17 protein-coding genes and 1 pseudogene are annotated in these 17,185 nt (G+C 30.1%); 2 read left to right on the top strand and 16 right to left on the bottom strand.

What is annotated here, in order from left to right; all coding sequences use genetic code 11:
• Positions 1–31: 31 nt before the first annotated feature.
• Positions 32–364, bottom strand: coding sequence for a hypothetical protein (locus CIW83_RS24220; RefSeq protein ID WP_255374273.1), 333 nt, complete (start codon positions 362–364; stop codon positions 32–34).
• On the bottom strand, positions 358–969 hold the full coding sequence (locus CIW83_RS05445; protein WP_255374272.1) for a hypothetical protein: 612 nt from the start codon (positions 967–969) through the stop codon (positions 358–360). Before CIW83_RS05445 ends, CIW83_RS24220 begins: the two co-directional genes overlap by 7 nt.
• Before the next feature lie 374 nt (positions 970–1,343).
• On the opposite strand from CIW83_RS05445, the gene CIW83_RS05440 reads away from it, so the two are divergent.
• A complete protein-coding gene (locus CIW83_RS05440; protein WP_094899851.1) occupies positions 1,344–1,655 on the top strand; it encodes a hypothetical protein in 312 nt (103 codons plus the stop codon).
• Here CIW83_RS05440 and CIW83_RS05435 read toward each other — a convergent pair.
• Positions 1,648–1,857, bottom strand: coding sequence for an NUDIX domain-containing protein (locus CIW83_RS05435; RefSeq protein ID WP_094899850.1), 210 nt, complete (start codon positions 1,855–1,857; stop codon positions 1,648–1,650). The genes CIW83_RS05440 and CIW83_RS05435 overlap by 8 nt on opposite strands.
• A gap of 466 nt (positions 1,858–2,323) precedes the next feature.
• Between CIW83_RS05435 and CIW83_RS05430 the strand changes: the two are divergent.
• Positions 2,324–2,685, top strand: a pseudogene (locus tag CIW83_RS05430) (site-specific integrase); the annotation flags it as partial.
• 101 nt (positions 2,686–2,786) lie between these two features.
• Here CIW83_RS05430 and CIW83_RS05425 read toward each other — a convergent pair.
• The 13 genes from CIW83_RS05425 to CIW83_RS05370 all read right to left on the bottom strand — a co-directional run bounded on the left by CIW83_RS05425 (position 2,787) and on the right by CIW83_RS05370 (position 17,163).
• Positions 2,787–4,040 (bottom strand): dicarboxylate/amino acid:cation symporter, encoded by a 1,254-nt coding sequence (locus CIW83_RS05425; protein WP_143598522.1) that lies wholly within the window; start codon positions 4,038–4,040, stop codon positions 2,787–2,789.
• A 131-nt stretch (positions 4,041–4,171) separates the two neighbouring features.
• A complete protein-coding gene (gene gatB, locus CIW83_RS05420) occupies positions 4,172–5,602 on the bottom strand; it encodes an Asp-tRNA(Asn)/Glu-tRNA(Gln) amidotransferase subunit GatB (protein ID WP_094899849.1) in 1,431 nt (476 codons plus the stop codon).
• Positions 5,592–7,055, bottom strand: coding sequence for an Asp-tRNA(Asn)/Glu-tRNA(Gln) amidotransferase subunit GatA (gene gatA, locus CIW83_RS05415; RefSeq protein ID WP_094899848.1), 1,464 nt, complete (start codon positions 7,053–7,055; stop codon positions 5,592–5,594). The genes gatB and gatA overlap by 11 nt, the downstream gene beginning before the upstream one ends.
• A 14-nt stretch (positions 7,056–7,069) precedes the next feature.
• A complete protein-coding gene (gatC, locus tag CIW83_RS05410) occupies positions 7,070–7,357 on the bottom strand; it encodes an Asp-tRNA(Asn)/Glu-tRNA(Gln) amidotransferase subunit GatC (protein WP_094899847.1) in 288 nt (95 codons plus the stop codon).
• 104 nt (positions 7,358–7,461) lie between these two features.
• Entirely contained in the window at positions 7,462–9,444 is a 1,983-nt protein-coding gene (gene ligA, locus CIW83_RS05405) for an NAD-dependent DNA ligase LigA (RefSeq protein ID WP_094899846.1), read from the bottom strand.
• A 5-nt stretch (positions 9,445–9,449) separates the two neighbouring features.
• Positions 9,450–10,094, bottom strand: a complete 645-nt coding sequence (locus CIW83_RS24785; RefSeq protein WP_369819359.1) for a 3'-5' exonuclease — start codon at positions 10,092–10,094, stop codon at positions 9,450–9,452.
• 31 nt (positions 10,095–10,125) lie between these two features.
• Entirely contained in the window at positions 10,126–11,652 is a 1,527-nt protein-coding gene (locus CIW83_RS05400) for an ATP-dependent helicase (protein ID WP_369819358.1), read from the bottom strand.
• Positions 11,653–11,792: 140 nt separating this feature from the next.
• Positions 11,793–12,773: a DUF4367 domain-containing protein gene (locus CIW83_RS05395; protein WP_094899845.1), complete on the bottom strand. Its 981-nt coding sequence runs from the start codon at positions 12,771–12,773 to the stop codon at positions 11,793–11,795.
• A 2-nt stretch (positions 12,774–12,775) separates the two neighbouring features.
• Positions 12,776–13,336, bottom strand: a complete 561-nt coding sequence (locus CIW83_RS05390) for a sigma-70 family RNA polymerase sigma factor (RefSeq protein WP_094899844.1) — start codon at positions 13,334–13,336, stop codon at positions 12,776–12,778.
• 368 nt (positions 13,337–13,704) lie between these two features.
• Positions 13,705–14,343, bottom strand: a complete 639-nt coding sequence (yidC, locus tag CIW83_RS05385) for a membrane protein insertase YidC (RefSeq protein WP_094899843.1) — start codon at positions 14,341–14,343, stop codon at positions 13,705–13,707.
• Between the two features lie 59 nt (positions 14,344–14,402).
• Complete coding sequence (locus tag CIW83_RS05380) at positions 14,403–14,630, bottom strand: hypothetical protein (protein WP_094899842.1); 228 nt, start codon at positions 14,628–14,630, stop codon at positions 14,403–14,405.
• A gap of 188 nt (positions 14,631–14,818) precedes the next feature.
• Positions 14,819–15,907: an ABC transporter permease gene (locus tag CIW83_RS05375; RefSeq protein ID WP_143598521.1), complete on the bottom strand. Its 1,089-nt coding sequence runs from the start codon at positions 15,905–15,907 to the stop codon at positions 14,819–14,821.
• A 215-nt stretch (positions 15,908–16,122) separates the two neighbouring features.
• Positions 16,123–17,163: an ABC transporter permease gene (locus tag CIW83_RS05370; protein WP_094899840.1), complete on the bottom strand. Its 1,041-nt coding sequence runs from the start codon at positions 17,161–17,163 to the stop codon at positions 16,123–16,125.
• Positions 17,164–17,185 lie beyond the last annotated feature (22 nt).

Here is a 17,185-nt window from a genome sequence, read left to right as displayed (position 1 = left end):
TAACTTTTAGTGCTTTTAGATTTTCAATTATTTACTTCATAATTACGGTTCCTGCTTTTCCTTCTATGGCATCCTTTAAAAAATCTAAAGAAGTGATTATTACCTTTTTCCCACCTCTATCTAAGTACTCTATTCCAGCCTCTATCTTTGGTCCCATACTTCCTTTTGGAAACTGTCCATCTTCATAGTGTTTTTTAGCTTCCTGTAAAGACATTTCTGATAAAAATTCCTGATTTTGTTTTCCAAAATTTATTGCTACTTGTGGAACCCCTGTTAAAATTACGAGGAAATCTGCATCTATTTGATTTGCTAATAAAGATGATGCGTAGTCTTTATCTATAACAGCCTCTATTCCCTTTAACATTCCATTATTCTCAGCAACTGGAATCCCACCGCCGCTACAGTAATTACTATAGTTCCGCTATCAGCTAATATCTTTACCGCTGATTGCTCAATAATATCTAAAGGTCTTGGAGATGGTACTACTCTTCTATATCCCCTGCCACTGTCCTCTACCATTACATGATTTTTAGTCTTAGCGATTTTATCTGCTTCTTCTTTACTGTAAAATGGTCCTATTGGCTTAGTTGGATCCTTAAATGCCGGATCATTTTCATCAACTAATACCCGTGATAATACAGAAACAACATCTTTTTTGATGCCTCTTTCTCTTAATAAATTATCTAAAGATTGTTTTATCATATAGCCTAGCTGTCCTTGAGTTTCAGCTACGCATACATCAATAGGCAATACTGGGATTCTATCTTTAGCCGCTTCACTTTGTAAGAGTATATTTCCTACTTGTGGTCCATTCCCATGAGTTAGAATAATCCTATATCCATCTTCAATTAAATCTGCAATATATGGACACATTTTGCTTATATTGGCATATTGCTCCTCTACCGTTCCTTTTTGTCCCTCGGATATTATTGCATTTCCACCAATTGCAATTACTATCTTTTCCTTCAAGGTGCACCTCCTGATTTTGACATAATATTTTATAATATTATATCACTTCGAGTTATTAATAATAAATATTTTTTTATTGGAAATTCTATTTTTTTCAAGCTCATTGAGGTCAAGTTCTCGATATAAAATATTGAAGTAGAACTTTCCTATTCAATTTAAAAACAGTGTGAAAATCTAAATATCCTTATAAACACTGAACTTATCAGAACAATTCAAGAATAAAACCATTCAGTTTACTACAAAAATACTACTTATGATTGAGCTTTGATACGACGATTTATCCTTGAAAAGAGAGAAAATAAGAAACTCCGATATTTGTGATATAATTGATTAGTAAGTCAACTAGTAATTGATAAAATAGGAGTGATAATTAAATGAAAGTCATAACAGTTTGTGGTAGTTTAAAATTTAAAGATGAGATGATGAAAATAGCAGGGCAAATGGAATTGGCAGGAAATGTTATTTTAATTCCTATATTCCCAATAAATGATGATAAAGATGCTTTTACTGAAGAAGAATTGAATATGCTTGGTAAAATGCACAAAGAGAAAATAAAGTTATCAGATGCTATTTTAGTTGTCAATGTAAACGGCTATATGGGAACTAGCACTAAAAGTGAAATTGAATTTGCTAAATCTTTAAATAAAGAGATTATATATTATACTGATTTAATAGAAACTAAATAAAAAGTATCCATTCTTCATATAATTCTCGCTTTGCAGTTTGATCAATGCTTTCACCTGTTTCACGCGTTCCTCCAGGTATTTCCCATGTGTCTCTTTCTCCGTGTTTACACAATACCCATTTGTCATCTGATTTAGATATAATAACAGCAAATTTCATATCTTTATCGTTGACTTCATTTTTAGAATAAAATGTTACGTTCATTGGATTCCTCCTAAGATATTTTGTTAATTATATCATAAATTTCGCACTCACCTGACACTAACTTACGCTCTGATAACTATATTGAATTTTTTTCCGTTATTTTTCATTATAAAATCTTTCAGCTTTCAGTCAAATTCTTATCCTTTCAATTATTGTTTGGATATTTCAATTGGCTTTTTTTATATTTTCTAAACTCTTTTCTTGAGTAATGCAACAAATCACCCTTTTGTATTTAGGGTAATAGTGAAAGGGAAAGCGATAATTCAAAAATTATTCGTTGAAATGCAACAAATGACCCATTCTCATTGGTACTTAGTATGAAGGGGAAAATAGATTGCTTAATTCAGTAAAATTTTCTTAACGAGCAATTGGCAAAATATCCCTTTCAAATCGGTACTTACTATGAAAGGAAGAATGAGCATAAAGGATATTTCTTAGAACTTTTCTCAAAAAGTTTGTTCACAAATTACGAGAGAAAATCAACGAGATACAGAAAGATCGCCATGATGGGATTGATGTTGTCGGTAAGAAAATGACACTCTGTCAATTGTACGCAAAACAGAATGCTCAAAGACCCAACGTTAAGAAAGGTACTCAAAACGGTCGTAAATACCTCATGGAACTCTTAAGACAAGACAAACTAGGTTCTAAGATGCTAAAGAATGGGTGCTTAGAATGAGTGAGAAAGGCTATGCATTTCAAACCATTAACAGCTATAAGCGTTCCTTAAAGGCTTCATTCTACATTGCGATACAAGATGACTATGTAAGGAAGAACCCTTTTGACTTTCAGCTTAGTACAGTTCTTGATGATGATACTGTACTAAAAAAGGACTTACGGGCATTCGATAAAATTTGAAAAGATAATTAGAAATTTATACTGTATTCATTATAAAAACAAGACCTCTTTCAAGGTCTTGTTTAATTATATTACGAGCTTGCAACCTTCATATTAAGTTCACCTTCCTGTTTTGCTATTACTGCTGTACAAACTGCATCACCAGTAATATTGGTAACTGTTCTTCCCATATCTACAAGTCTATCTATACCTATGATTAACCCTATTCCTTCTATAGGCAGACCTATGGACTGTAGTACCATAGAAAGCATTATAGTCCCAGCTCCCGGCACCCCAGCCGTACCTATAGAGGCTAATGTGGCAGTAAGTATTACTGTCAATATCATCCCTATAGTTAATTCGTATCCATATACTTGAGCTATAAAAAATACTGCTATACCCTGCATTATAGCTGTACCATCCATATTGATCGTTGCTCCTAATGGAATAGTAAAAGATGCAATATTCTTTGAAATACCCAATTCCTTCTCTGCTATTTCTAAAGATACTGGAACTGTAGCATTACTACTAGCTGTTGAAAAAGCTACTGACATAGCTGGCAAAAACTTTTTGTAGAATGTCTTTGGTGATAAATCTGTAAATCCTTTTAAAAGACCTCCATATACAAAGAACATATGAATCAGTAATCCAACATATACTGTAAGTATATATTTAATCAAAGGTAATAGACCAGAATATCCCACTGTAGCAAAAGTTCTTGCTATAAGCCCAAATACACCTATTGGTGCAAATAACATTACTATTTCTACTAGCTTCATTATGAGATCATTTAAGTTAGTAAATAGTTTTACCAGAAACTCAACCTTTTTACCTAACAATGATAAACCTACCCCTGTTAATATGGCAAACACAATTATTTGAAGCATATTCCCCTCAGCCATTGCAGCAACTGGATTCCTTGGTACCATTTCATATAAAAGCTGAATAAGTGGTACTCTTGGATTTATTGTAAGTTCCACTGTCTCTATAGCAGACATATCTAATCCTATTCCAGGCTTTAGGAAAAATCCTAATACTAATGCAATAACAACAGCTATAGCAGTAGTTGTTAAATAAAAAACTACAGTTTTCACCCCTACTCTACCTAGCTTCTTTACATCCCCCATGTTAGCGGCACCATTTACCAATGACACGAATACTAAAGGAACTACAAGCATCATTATTCCTCTTAAAAATACCTGGCCAATTAATTGAAAGATTCCATTGATTAAAATTGTATCTTTAATCACTCCGCTAGGTAATTTAAAAACTATAATTCCAGTAATTAATCCAAGTAAAAGTCCGATAAGTACCCGTGATGTAAGATTCATTTTTTTCTCAGCCATAATATCCCCCCTTAAAATATTTTATGTGCCATAAATTGTGATTATTATCATTGTATTCTATTCTGAATATTTTTTCAAGTTTAAATTATCAGAATACACTTCATTGCATAAAAATAGATGGGAAAACCCATCTATCTTTCATTTATCATATCTATAACCATCTTGTTTACAATTTGAGGATTAGCCTTACCCTTTGATGCTTTCATTATTTGACCAACTAAAAATCCAATAGCTCTGTCCTTGCCATTTTTATAATCAATGATGGATTGTTCATTTTCATCTAGCACTTTTGCTACTATTTCCTTTAGTGCTCCTTCATCACTAATTTGAATTAGTCCTTGTTCTTTTACTATTATCTCAGGATCTTTACCTGTATCGAAGATTTCTTTTAATACCTTTTTACCAGTATTATTATTGATTTTTCCATCTTTAACAATGGTTATTAATTGGGCAAGTGATTTAGGTGTAAGGGTAGTATCTTGAATTTCAACTTCTTCATCTTTCAGTCTTCTTAATACATCTCCCATAATCCAATTACTAACCAATTTTGAATCATTAATATATTTAATAGTTTCTTCAAAGAAGAAAGCTAATTCTTTAGATGCTGTTAAGACTCCTGCATCATATTCAGAAAGATCGTAATCTTTTATAAATCTTTCCTTTTTATCATGAGGTAATTCTGGAAGATTATTTTTTATTTCTTCTATCCATTCATGATTAATTTCTATTGGAGCTATATCTCCGTCAGGTGCAAATCTATAATCTGCTACTCCACCTTTTCCCCTCATGGTTATTGTCTCATTTTTTGCATCATCCCATCTTCTTGTTTCTCTTACTGTATTCTTCCCTTCCTTTAAAAGAGCTATATGTCTTTGTTCTTCATATTCCATAGCCTTTACTGCTCCCCTAAAGGAGTTTAAATTCTTAACTTCTGTAATATTGGTTTTAACTCCTGTTTCATTATCTACCACATTTATATTTACATCACATCTTAAGGAGCCTTCTTCCATCTTACAATCAGATACTTCAATATATTTTAATATTGCTCTAAGTTTTTCAAGGAATAGTCTAGCTTCCTCTGGAGTATTCATATGAGGCTTTGTTACTATTTCTATTAGCGGTACTCCTGATCTATTATAATCAATTAGAGTATCTCCCTCTACTGTATGGATTTGTTTTCCTGTATCCTCTTCTATATGAATCCTTTGTAAGCCAATTTTTTTAGTTTCATTTTCTAATTCTATCTCTATATAACCACCATCGCATAAAGGCAAATCATCTTGGGAAATTTGATATCCCTTAACTAAATCTGAATAAAAATAATTTTTTCTATCCATTCTTGTTTTAGTGGTTATTTTTGAATTAAATGCAATTCCTGCTTTTATAGCATATTCTACAGCCGTTTTGTTTATCACAGGCAGTGCTCCTGGTAAACCGATACAAACAGGACAGCAATGAGTATTTGCTTCACCACCAAAGGCATTTACACAGCTACAGAACATCTTTGTTTTAGTAGCTAACTCAACATGAATTTCTAGCCCAATTATAGTTTTATAGCTCATTTTTTAGTCCTCCTTCAAATCCTAGACCCGTCTTTATAATATTCGCTTCTTTATATTTATCCCCAATAATTTGTAAACCAAGAGGAAGTCCATCTATATATCCACATGGTATACTCATTGCACAGAGTCCTGCAAGATTAACAGGGACAGTAAATAAGTCTGCTTTATACATAGATAGCGGGTCTTTTATCTTCTCTCCAAATTTGAACGGAAGTACTGGAGATGTTGGAGATAATATTACATCATATTTACTAAAGGCATTACTAAAGTCTTGCTTTATCAAAGTTCTTACCTTTAGTGCTTTTTTATAATGATCTTCTGCATATCCTTTCGTTAATGAATAAGTCCCTAACATTATTCTTCTTTTAACTTCTTCACCGAAAGCCTCTGTTCTTGAATTGATATATAGTTCATCTAATGTTTCATATTCCTTAGCCCTATATCCATATCTAACACCATCAAATCTCGCTAAATTTGAACTAAGCTCAGATGTTGATATAATATAATAAGCTGCAAGTGCATAGTCTAAATGAGGTAAGGATATTTCATCTATTCCAGCACCTAGAGATTCAAATATTTTTATTGATTTATTAATTTCTTCTTTAATACGGCTATCTATATCGTCCTTAAAGATTTCTTTTGGTATTGCTATCTTCATTCCCTTTAAGTAATTAGTATAATCTATTTCTTTTGGGAAACTACCAAATATTATAGTTCCTTCTGGATTTTTAAAAGATGTAGAATCTTTTTCATCATATCCTGTTATAGAGGACAGCATAAGTACTGCATCTTTTACATCTCTCCCAAATACTCCCACTTGATCTAAAGTATTTGCCATAGCAACAGTTCCATATCTAGAAACTATACCGTATGTAGGCTTGATACCTACAACATCGCAATAGGATGCAGGTTGTCTAATTGACCCACCTGTATCTGTACCTAAAGCCAAAGCTACTTCTCCAGCCTTTACAGCAGCAGCTGATCCACCTGAAGATCCTCCCGGCACTCTTTCTGAATCAATAGGATTTTTAGTTGCTCCAAAATAAGAAGTTTCCGTAGATGAACCCATGGCAAACTCATCCATATTAGTTTTCCCTATAATTATTCCATCTGCTGATTTAATTCTTTCCACAACTGTTGCATCATATGGAGGAATAAAATTTTCTAGCATTCTAGAACCACAGGTAGTTCTAAGATTTTTAGTCATAATATTATCCTTAACACCTATGGGTATTCCTGCTAATAGACCCATCTTTTCTCCATTTTTTATTTTTTCATCGACCCTATCCGCAGCCTTTAAAGCTTCTTCTTTATTTAAAGTTATAAAAGCATTAATGCTTTTTTCTAACTCATCTATCTTATTAAAATGTGCTTCAATTAATTGCCTACTTGATACTTCCTTTTCATGTATCATTTGCTTCATTTCAAATGCCGACAATTTTGTAATATCCATTATCTCACCCCTTCTTATTCCACTATCTTTAATATTTTAAAATATCCATATTGTTCTTCTATAGCATTTTGTAATACTTCTTCTCTCTGCAATCCTTCTTTTACTGTATCTTCTCTTAGCTTTTGATTATAATCATATACTTGATATGTGGGCTCTATATTTTCTGTATCTATCTGATTTAACTTTTCTACATAGGCCAATACCTCAGAAAACTTATCTGTAAATTCATCTATTTCTTCTTCTGAAAACTTTAATTTAGCTAAACTAGCTACATGTTTTACATCTTCCTTAGAAATCATCATCTTATCCTCCTAATTAAACTTTACTTTTTATTTTACCACTTTTTATGATAAAAAATCAAACAATACTATAATGAGCCAGAGAAAACGTTCCCTGACTCATACTATTATAATAACTCCTTCAACTTCTCCTGACCTATAATTTCAATACCTAATTCCAAAGCCTTAGTATATTTAGATCCCGGATCTTCTCCCACTATAACGTAGTCTGTTTTCTTGCTAACAGAGCCTGTTATCTTTCCACCCATTTTCTCTACCATATCCTTGATTTCATTTCTGCTGATTCCTTCTATTGTACCAGTGATAACTACAGTTTTTTCTGTAAATATGGATCGCTGTATTTCTATTTCTTCAAAGTATGGCTTCACTCCTTCAGATAATAATTTATCTAAACTTTCTAATATTCTTTCATCATGGAAAAATTCTATGATACTACCAGCTATAATCTCTCCAACTTCTCCTACTGTCAACAATTCTTCAAAGGTTGCATTTTTTAGATTATCTAAAGATTTAAAATGATTTGCTAAATCATTAGCGGTTTTTATACCTACATTATTTATTCCTAAAGCATATATAAATGATGCTAATGATATATGTTTGGATTTCTCAATAGCTTCAAGTAAATTCTTCGTCTTTTTATCCTTAAAACCTTCTAATTTAATTAAATCCTCATATTTCACTTCATATATCTGAGGTAAATCCATTATATTCAACTCTTCCAAAAACTTCTCCGCTGTCTTTTCACTAAATCCCTCTATATTCATAGCATCACGACTAGCAAAATGAACTAATCTCGATACTAACTGGGGTTTACATGATAATGAATTAGGACAAAATATATGAACTCCATTCTGAATCAATTCAGAATCACAAGCTGGACAATGAGTTGGTTTTTCTATTTCAAAGGTTTCATCATCTGTTTTCAATGTTCCCAATATCTCTGGGATAACATCATTAGATCGTCTAATAAGAACTCTAGAATTTATTCTTACTCCCTTTCTTTCAATGTCATCATAGTTATTTAAAGTAGCTCTCCTAACTGTAACCCCTCCAATTTCTACTGGTTCAAGTATTGCAGTAGGAGTTACCTTAGAGGTTCTTCCCACATTCCATACTACCTCTAATAGTTTCGTTGTAGTTTCTTCTGCCTCAAATTTATAGGCTATTGCCCATCTGGGAAATTTATTGGTGTATCCAAGAACCGTTCTAGTTCTCATATCATCTATTTTTATAACTAATCCATCCGTTAAAAGATCTAATTTATGTCTCACTTCTTTTATTACTTCAATTTCTTTAATTATATCTTCTATTGATTCAAATTCTTTTGCATATGGAAAAACTGGTAACCTATTTTCTTTTAGAAATTCCAATACTTCAGTATGCTTTTGGAATGTTTTCCCCTCCATGTATCCTACATTATAAAAGTAAGCTGTAAGATTTCTTTCTGCAGTTATTTTAGAATCCAAATTCCTTAAAGCTCCTGCTGCTGCATTCCTAGCATTTTTCAAGGGTTCAGAGGCTACTTTATTATATTCTTCCAATACAGATAGTGGCATTAAGCCTTCCCCCTGTACCTCCATAGTTCCTTTAAAGTCTATCTTTAAAGGAATTGATTTTATGGTCTTAAGCTGTGGTAGAATTGCCTCTCCTATAATTCCATTTCCTCTTGTAGCACCTTGCACTAAAAGTCCGTCTTTATAGGTAAGATTTATAGTAAGTCCATCAAATTTATATTCCACTATATATTTAGGATTAGGTAATTTGTCTTCATTAGACAAATTATATTCCTTTATGGACTTTCTAACCCTATTATCCCAGCTAATTAACTCCCCTTCATTTTGACTCTTATCCAAACTCCATAGCTTACCTAAATGAATATGTTTTTCAAACTTATCTACTAATTCTCCACCTACTCTTTGGGTGGGAGAGTAAGGATGTATAATTCCTGTTTCTCTCTCTAATTTCACTAACTCATCGTATAACAAATCATATTCCTTATCAGATACTTTAGGATCGTCTAAGGTATAGTAATGATAATTTAAGTCACTAATTATCTCTATAAGTTCATCTATTCTTTTCTCATTATCCATAAATATCACCTCAATATTTCTATAGGAGCAATAGAAAGTAATAATCGTTTTAACCCTTCTCCATCAAAAGATATAACTAATTCTTTATCATTATCTCTATCCTTTATTTGAACTATAGTTCCTATGCCAAATTTCTTATGTTTTACTTTATCTCCTACACTTACATTTAGATTTTTATCCCCTTGAGGCTTAGGTTGTGCTTGTATTATAAATGGTCTAGGAGCAGCCTTTTCCCTATTTGCTGTAAAATCCTTCACGGATACTAGTTGTTCTTTGATGTTTTTCTTTTCTTTTTTCTCTATGGCATCTCCCATTTCCTCAATAAATCTAGAAGGCAGAGTATAATTTACATTCCCATAAATTGTCCTTACTCTTGCATTAGTTATAAATAATAACTTTTCTGCCCTAGTTACAGCAACATAGCAAAGTCTTCTCTCTTCTTCTAGTTCTGATTCATTATCTACTGCTCTAGTTATAGGAAATAATCCATCCTCCATGCCTACTAGAAATACAGCTGGAAACTCTAATCCCTTAGCACTATGTACTGTCATCATTGTAACTACATTTGTAGTGTCAGAGGTCTTATCTACATCTGATAGTAAAGCCACATTGGCTAAAAATTCTTCTAAATTACTTTCTCCCGTTCTCATTTCAAAATCTATTGCAACAGATATAAACTCTTTAATATTTTCTTATTCTTGTTTGAGCCTCTATTGTATTCTCTCTTTCCAATTCCCTTATATATCCTGTTGTATTAATAACTTCTTCTATAAAATCCTTTACTCCCATTACTTCCTTCATAGCCATAAGTTTATTCATCATATCTACAAATGGCTTCAAGCTATTCTTTGCTCTTCCATTTAATTCACTTATACTGTCCAAGGATAATAAAGCTCCATAGATAGAGTCATTTGTCTCTGCTGCAAATTCTTCTACTTTATCTATAGTTGCATTACCAATTCCCCTTTTAGGAACATTAATTATTCTTTTAAGCGAAATATTATCTACAGGATTTTGCAATACCTTCAAATAAGCTACTATATCCTTTATTTCTTTTCTATCATAGAATTTAAGTCCTCCTACTATTTTATAAGGAATATTTTTTCTAATGAAGGAGTCCTCAAATGAACGTGATTGAGCATTTGTCCTATAAAGGATAGCAAAATCAGATAAACTATATCCCTGAGAGATTAATTCTTCAATTTTACTAGCCACAAATAACGCTTCATCCTCTGAATCTGGCAACTCTTCATAATATATAGGTTCTCCCCCATGATTTTCAGTCCATAGATTCTTATCTTTTCTCTCAGAGTTATTTTTTATTACTTTATTTGCTAAATTAAGTATATTTTGTGTGGACCTATAGTTCTGCTCTAACATTATGGTTGTAGAATTTTGAAAATCCTTCTCAAAGTTTAAGATATTAGTGATGTCAGCTCCCCTCCATCCATAGATAGATTGATCGCTATCCCCTACAACACATATATTATTATGTTTTCCTGATAATAATATGGTAAGCTCATATTGAACCTTATTTGTATCCTGATATTCATCTACAAATACATATTTGAATTTTCTTTGATAGTAGTCTAAGACATCAGAATTTGACTTTAAAAGTTGTACTGTTTTTATTATCAAATCATCAAAGTCTAATGCATTATATTGCTTAAGCTTTTCCTGATATAAAGAATATAATTCCCCGATATTTCTTAAATAAAAGTCCTTATAATTTTGATTTATAAATTTATCTGGATCTGTCATAGCATCTTTTAGTTTACTAATTTGGGCCAAAACCGAAGATTCTTTATATGTCTCCTTGTCAAGATTTTTCTCTTTTATACATTCTTTTATTAATGTTATCTGATCATCTCTGTCATATATTGTAAAGGATCTATTATATCCAATCTTATCAATATCACGTCGAAGTATCCTAACACATATTGAGTGGAATGTCCCCATCCACATAGTATCTACATTGGCAGATAGAAGTCTCCCCACTCTCTCCTTCAGCTCATTTGCAGCTTTATTAGTGAAGGTTATTGCCAAAATATTTCCCGGGAAAATCCCTTTTTCTTCTATTAAATATGCTATTTTATGAGTAACTACTTTAGTTTTACCTGATCCTGCCCCTGCTAAAATAAGTAGGGGGCCATCTGTATGTAATACAGCTTCCCTCTGTCTATCATTCAATCCATTTAGGTAATCCACTCTCTCACACCTTTCTAAACATTTGTTTCCTTCTTTTCTATTATATAGTATTGACCATGAAATTTCCATTAAAAAAGCAGCAATCAAAGATTGCTACTTTTTCAGTAAACTCAAAATATGTGAAACTATATTAATAAAAATTATTTAATAGACTCTGCGATTTTTATTAATTCGCTTTTACCAATTTCTCCTCTTTCTGATAAGCTATAAAGTATTCCATTATATTCCCAATCAATACTTTTTTCATCTATCATGATGGCATTTTCATTATTAACTTTTACTTCCTCTAATTTTCCATCTGTTGCCATTCCATATGCTGTTTCTTCATCTGATATCCTCTGATGCATGTTAATATATTTTCCTGTATTTTGATTAATAAAATATAGTTCAATATACTTACTATTTTTTACAATATCTTCCTTACCTTTATAAAATTCTGCTCTGTCGAATTCATAGCCCTCTGGTAAATAGCTTGGAAGAATTATATTGAAACAGGTATAATCACTTAATTTATTAACATCCTTAACTACAAAATACTTTTCTTTATTCAATACTTCTTCTTCCCTAACAGATATTATCTCTCCACTATCCATATCTATGCGGGCAATTTCTTCACCATCAGCCATATATATTTTTCCAGATCCTATAAATTCTTCTGAAAATACCTCTAACATATTCCCATCTTTATCAAATATTTTCCCTTTTAGGTCTTCTGGAATAGGATAGGTCCTTTTTTGTGGTTCATATTGTACAGCTTCTATATTCTTAAGAGATATAATCTTTACTATCTTATCTATAACTTCTTGTGCAAATGATGTTTTTATCATTGAAATACTCAGTATTCCTATTAATAAAAAAGATGCAACTTTAGTAATAGGATATTTAATTTTCTTTAATCTCTTCATTTCATTCTCTCCTCTATACTCATTGATATTTTTTAAAGCTCTATCAAATACTTCTTTTTTATTACTATTCTTACTAAAATCTTTACCAGCCAAAGCCTTAGTTATTTCCAAAACTTCTTTATATTCTTCTGAGTCTACACTACTTAAGCCATTTATCCCATTAAAATAATCATCTATCTCTTTAGAACATCCATCTTGAATATTTCTATCATTCACATTTATTCCTCCTTCTCCAATTCCTTTTTTAGTTTCTTCATTGTTCTATAAAGTATTATACCTACATTGTTTTCTGTAAGATCCAATATTTCTGCAATCTCTTTGTTTTTCAGCTCTGCTCCAAATTTAAGTGATACAATACTTTTTTCCCTTGTATTCAATCTCCTCAATGCCTTTAACAACTCATCATTTGTTTCTGAAATCTCTACTATTTCTTCTGGTGTTTTCATCTTTGATATTAATTCCTTAACTCCATCAATAGAAAAAATATTATATTTTCTTATACTTCTAAAATAATCATTTACTATGTTCTTAGCTATAGCAAAAATCCAAACTTCAAAAGGTGATTTGTCCTTAGAATATTTCTCTATATTGACCATTGCTTTTAAGAATACCTGACTAGTCAAATCTTCTGCTGCATAATGGCAACTAACCTGATAATATATGAAATTGTACACCCTTTTATAGTAAGCTTCAAAAATATAAGAAAAATCTTGTTGATTATATATATTTTCTTTAGTCTTTTCTGCATTGAGGGTATCCACTAAAGTCAGTCGATACATATCAAACCTCCTCCTTAAATTCTATATTTGGCGCCAAATATTTTCATTCATATGTTAATACGTAAAACTCTTCATTTCATTACACAATATTTGAAATTTTTTATTTATATTTAAGTATAATTAATTATAAGAAAAGCTTCTATCAAAGTATTAAAAGAAGTTTTTCTTGGCCGCTGCATAAGCACCTTGCACGAAATCAAAAATTTTGGCAATCTGCTTAAAACTCATTCAGGTCAAGTTCTTGAGACGAAACATTAAAGTACAACTTTCCTATTCGTTATAAAATAATTTTATATAAACATCAAAAGGGCTGTATCAAATCATTTTGACACAGCCCTTCTATTCTTAACAATTCTAAAGTTCCATCCTTATATTTGTTTTAATCGATTATTTCTTATTATTAGTCTATAAATCAATTCTTCAATAAATGAAACTAGACTGCTTGTTATAAAGTATATACCTATACCTACTGGACTTCTAGATGTTAATATAATTGAGATGATAATAACACTTACTAGATTTTGCTTTAGGGGTTTACTTTCATCAAAGTTTCTTAAATGTCTTATATAGTTTAATAAGTTAGGACTTATTGAAACCAATGCATATACTAAAGGTATTATATAACTAGTGTCGTAGGACTTCAGGTTTGAAACCCATGGTACTAATATGGAACCTGTATCTACACTATTTGTCTTGATAACATTGAATAAAATTATTAATATTGGAATTTGAATTAAACCTGTAAAAGAGCCTAAGAAACTAGAACTATTTTTAGTATAATACTTGGTCAGTTCCTCAGTCATTTTTGTTTCGTTTCCCTTATACTTTTTCTTTATTTCATCAATTTCTGTTGTAAACTTTCGCTGTTTTAATAAAGCTGTTTTTTGTTTTATAGATATTGGTAGTAATAAAACTTTAACTAATATAGTTAACCCCACTATAGCTAGTCCCCAATCATTAGTAAAGTTAAATAGCATATTTAGAATACTGCTTAGTAAATTAGACATGAAAAATTCATCCTCTCAAAATGGTTTTTATAGCTTGAGTCATTAATCATATCTATTATTTAATCTGGAAAGTAAAATCTCCAGATTTGATACTTTTCATAGGCATTATAATCTACTATATTTAAACATATATTATAATCTAAAAATTTACTTTTCTCAAATTCATGATGGTCGTTAGAGATATGCAGAAACTGACTTTTAAAAGATCTTAGTGCAATATATCCTATAGATATAAAACATGCAAAAAACATCATAAAACTTAAGAAATATAAGTAGTCAAAATTCATAATAAAAACTCCTTTTAAAATGAGTTGTGTTAACATTATACGATATCGATAATATATATACAACTTATATTTAGCTGAATCCTATAGTAAGATAATTAATAAAAAACATAAATATAGAACTAAAAAAGTGACCTATATTCTATTAGAATAAAAATTATTTATTAGATTTTATATTTACTTATCAACAATTATTGATTCCTAACAATATAATTCATACTTATATTAGAAAAAAGAATGTTTGTTGAAATAATTAATAAGTCTACAAAAAGTAAGGTGTATATAACATATATACTTCTTTCTTTCATTCCAAGTATTATTATAATAATAACTTGTATAATAATTACAGCTAAAGATGTAATAACTCCGTATAATATTCCCTCTAACAAAACAACTCTTTTTATTTCGCCCTTACTAATTCCTATTATATTCAATAATGTGAACTCTTCTTTTCTATTAACAATATTATTAAAAATACTTGTAAAGCTATTCGCCATAGCAATAAATAAAAAGATACCTATTACAAAAATCTGAAATAATATTTTTTTAATATATCGCTCTTGAAAATACTTTACGGTATCGTTATATGTCTTAATACTTACACTACTATTAAACTCAAGATTTTTAATGTTATTTATAGATGTTAAATTAGTATTATCTTCTAGCCAGATATCTATTCTATCATACCCTATTGTATTGTATAAATTTTGTAAATCATCATAATCCACTATTACTTCTGTTGTAGAATGGAATTTAGTGTAAACTGGAAATTCATCCATTATTTTTATAACCTGAAAATGTTCTGATATAGTAAACTCATTTCTATCCTCTTGGTACATTTTAAGATAGATAAAATCTCCTTCTTTAACTTGAATCATATCAGCAAATTCTTTACTAATTATTACAGGACTTATGTCGTCTTTTATTTCTAGTTCTTTTTTTAAGTCCTTTTTTCCAAAGGCTATTGTAGATATAGTGGTGTAACTACCATTAATATCCTTATTCAATTCAATATCAGTTTTATTTTCCTTATAAAATGTTGAATTTTTATCGATGTTATTAAAATCAATATCAGCAAATAATGATTTTATTTGATACGCGTTAAAACTTTTAATATTTTTAGTTCTTTCTAAACTTTCTAAATTAGGTCTACTTATAAAAGATTTAGAATCATGTATGCTATTATAATCTATATTTCCTTCAATACATATATCCCCTGGAACATATTTTTTTATCCAACTATAATCCTTTTTGGCTCCAATATTATTAATAATTATCATAGTGCTTAAAATACTAAAAGCAATTATCATAATGCATATTGTTATTATAGTTCTTTTTTTATTTCTTAGAGTATTATGAAATCCATAATTTATTAATTTATTTTTAAAAAGTATTTTATTGCTTTCTTCAGTTTTTCTTCGATAATATTCAATATCTTGATTACTTGCATTTATGATTTCTATTGGGGTATCTGAAAATATATAATAAAGAGTGCCTAGTAAACTAGGTAAAAGAATAGATAAAGTAATAATAGCTGACGATAATACAATATATCTACATTGACTTTAAAATCATCTACTAGCAACTGTTTACTTTCTGTTCCAAGAAAATGTGCTACAAACTTTTCAAACAGTAAATTATTTACAATTACCCCTGATAAGATACCTAAAGGAATAGCTAAAACAAAATAAAATACTATTCTGTAAGTAACGATTTCATATAATACTTTTTTATCCATGCCTAACGATGTCATAATTCCTAAATCTTTTCTATCAGATAAAATAGAAAAATACACAACATTATATAAAATTAAACCAAATATAGCAAATATTAAAAAATTTACTACAATTCTCACATTACCTATTGTAGTATTATCATCAATAGCAAAAATTAGTTCATCATTATACTTGACTACATTTTGTAAGTTTATCATTTTTATTAGTTCTTCTGATTGACTTAATATATCTTTCTCTCTTTTAAAATGAATTAATGTGTTATCAACGAAGTCTGTTTTTATTAATTCATTTTTCAACTCTTCTGATACTATCCCAATCTCTATATCTTCATATTTCCCCCAATTTTCAATTATACCGCTTATTGTAAAAGTCTCTTTATATTTATAAAATAAATCTCCAGTATCATAATTAATTTTTTCAAATTCAAGCGATACTTTATCTCCAATTTCAAGTTTATTTCTTTCCATATGATTTCTAGTAATAACGATATCTTTATCTCCTGTTGGATTCTTACCTGCTATTAAATTACTTAATGACGAATCTAATCTATTATAAATTTGATCTCTATATAGAAGCATAAATTGATTCGCATTATCCGTGACACTTCCTATTACCCACTCTCCACCAACCTCTTTAACCAAATCATTTTCTCTGATTTGTTCAAACTCATTTAGTGAAGCATTTTCGTATAAAATATGGTAGTATCCACTTTCTTTAGCTGCATTTAAGTATTTTATCTTCTGAATATTTCTCACCGTCTGGTTAATGAATATAAAACAAGTAAACGCTAATATAAGCATAATAATGGTTTCGATAGTTCTC

This window comes from Tissierella sp. P1 (assembly GCF_002266425.1).
Taxonomy (GTDB): domain Bacteria; phylum Bacillota; class Clostridia; order Tissierellales; family Tissierellaceae; genus Tissierella; species Tissierella carlieri.
Note: the sequence above shows the minus strand (reverse complement) of the source record. Positions and strands in the feature narration are given on the sequence as shown.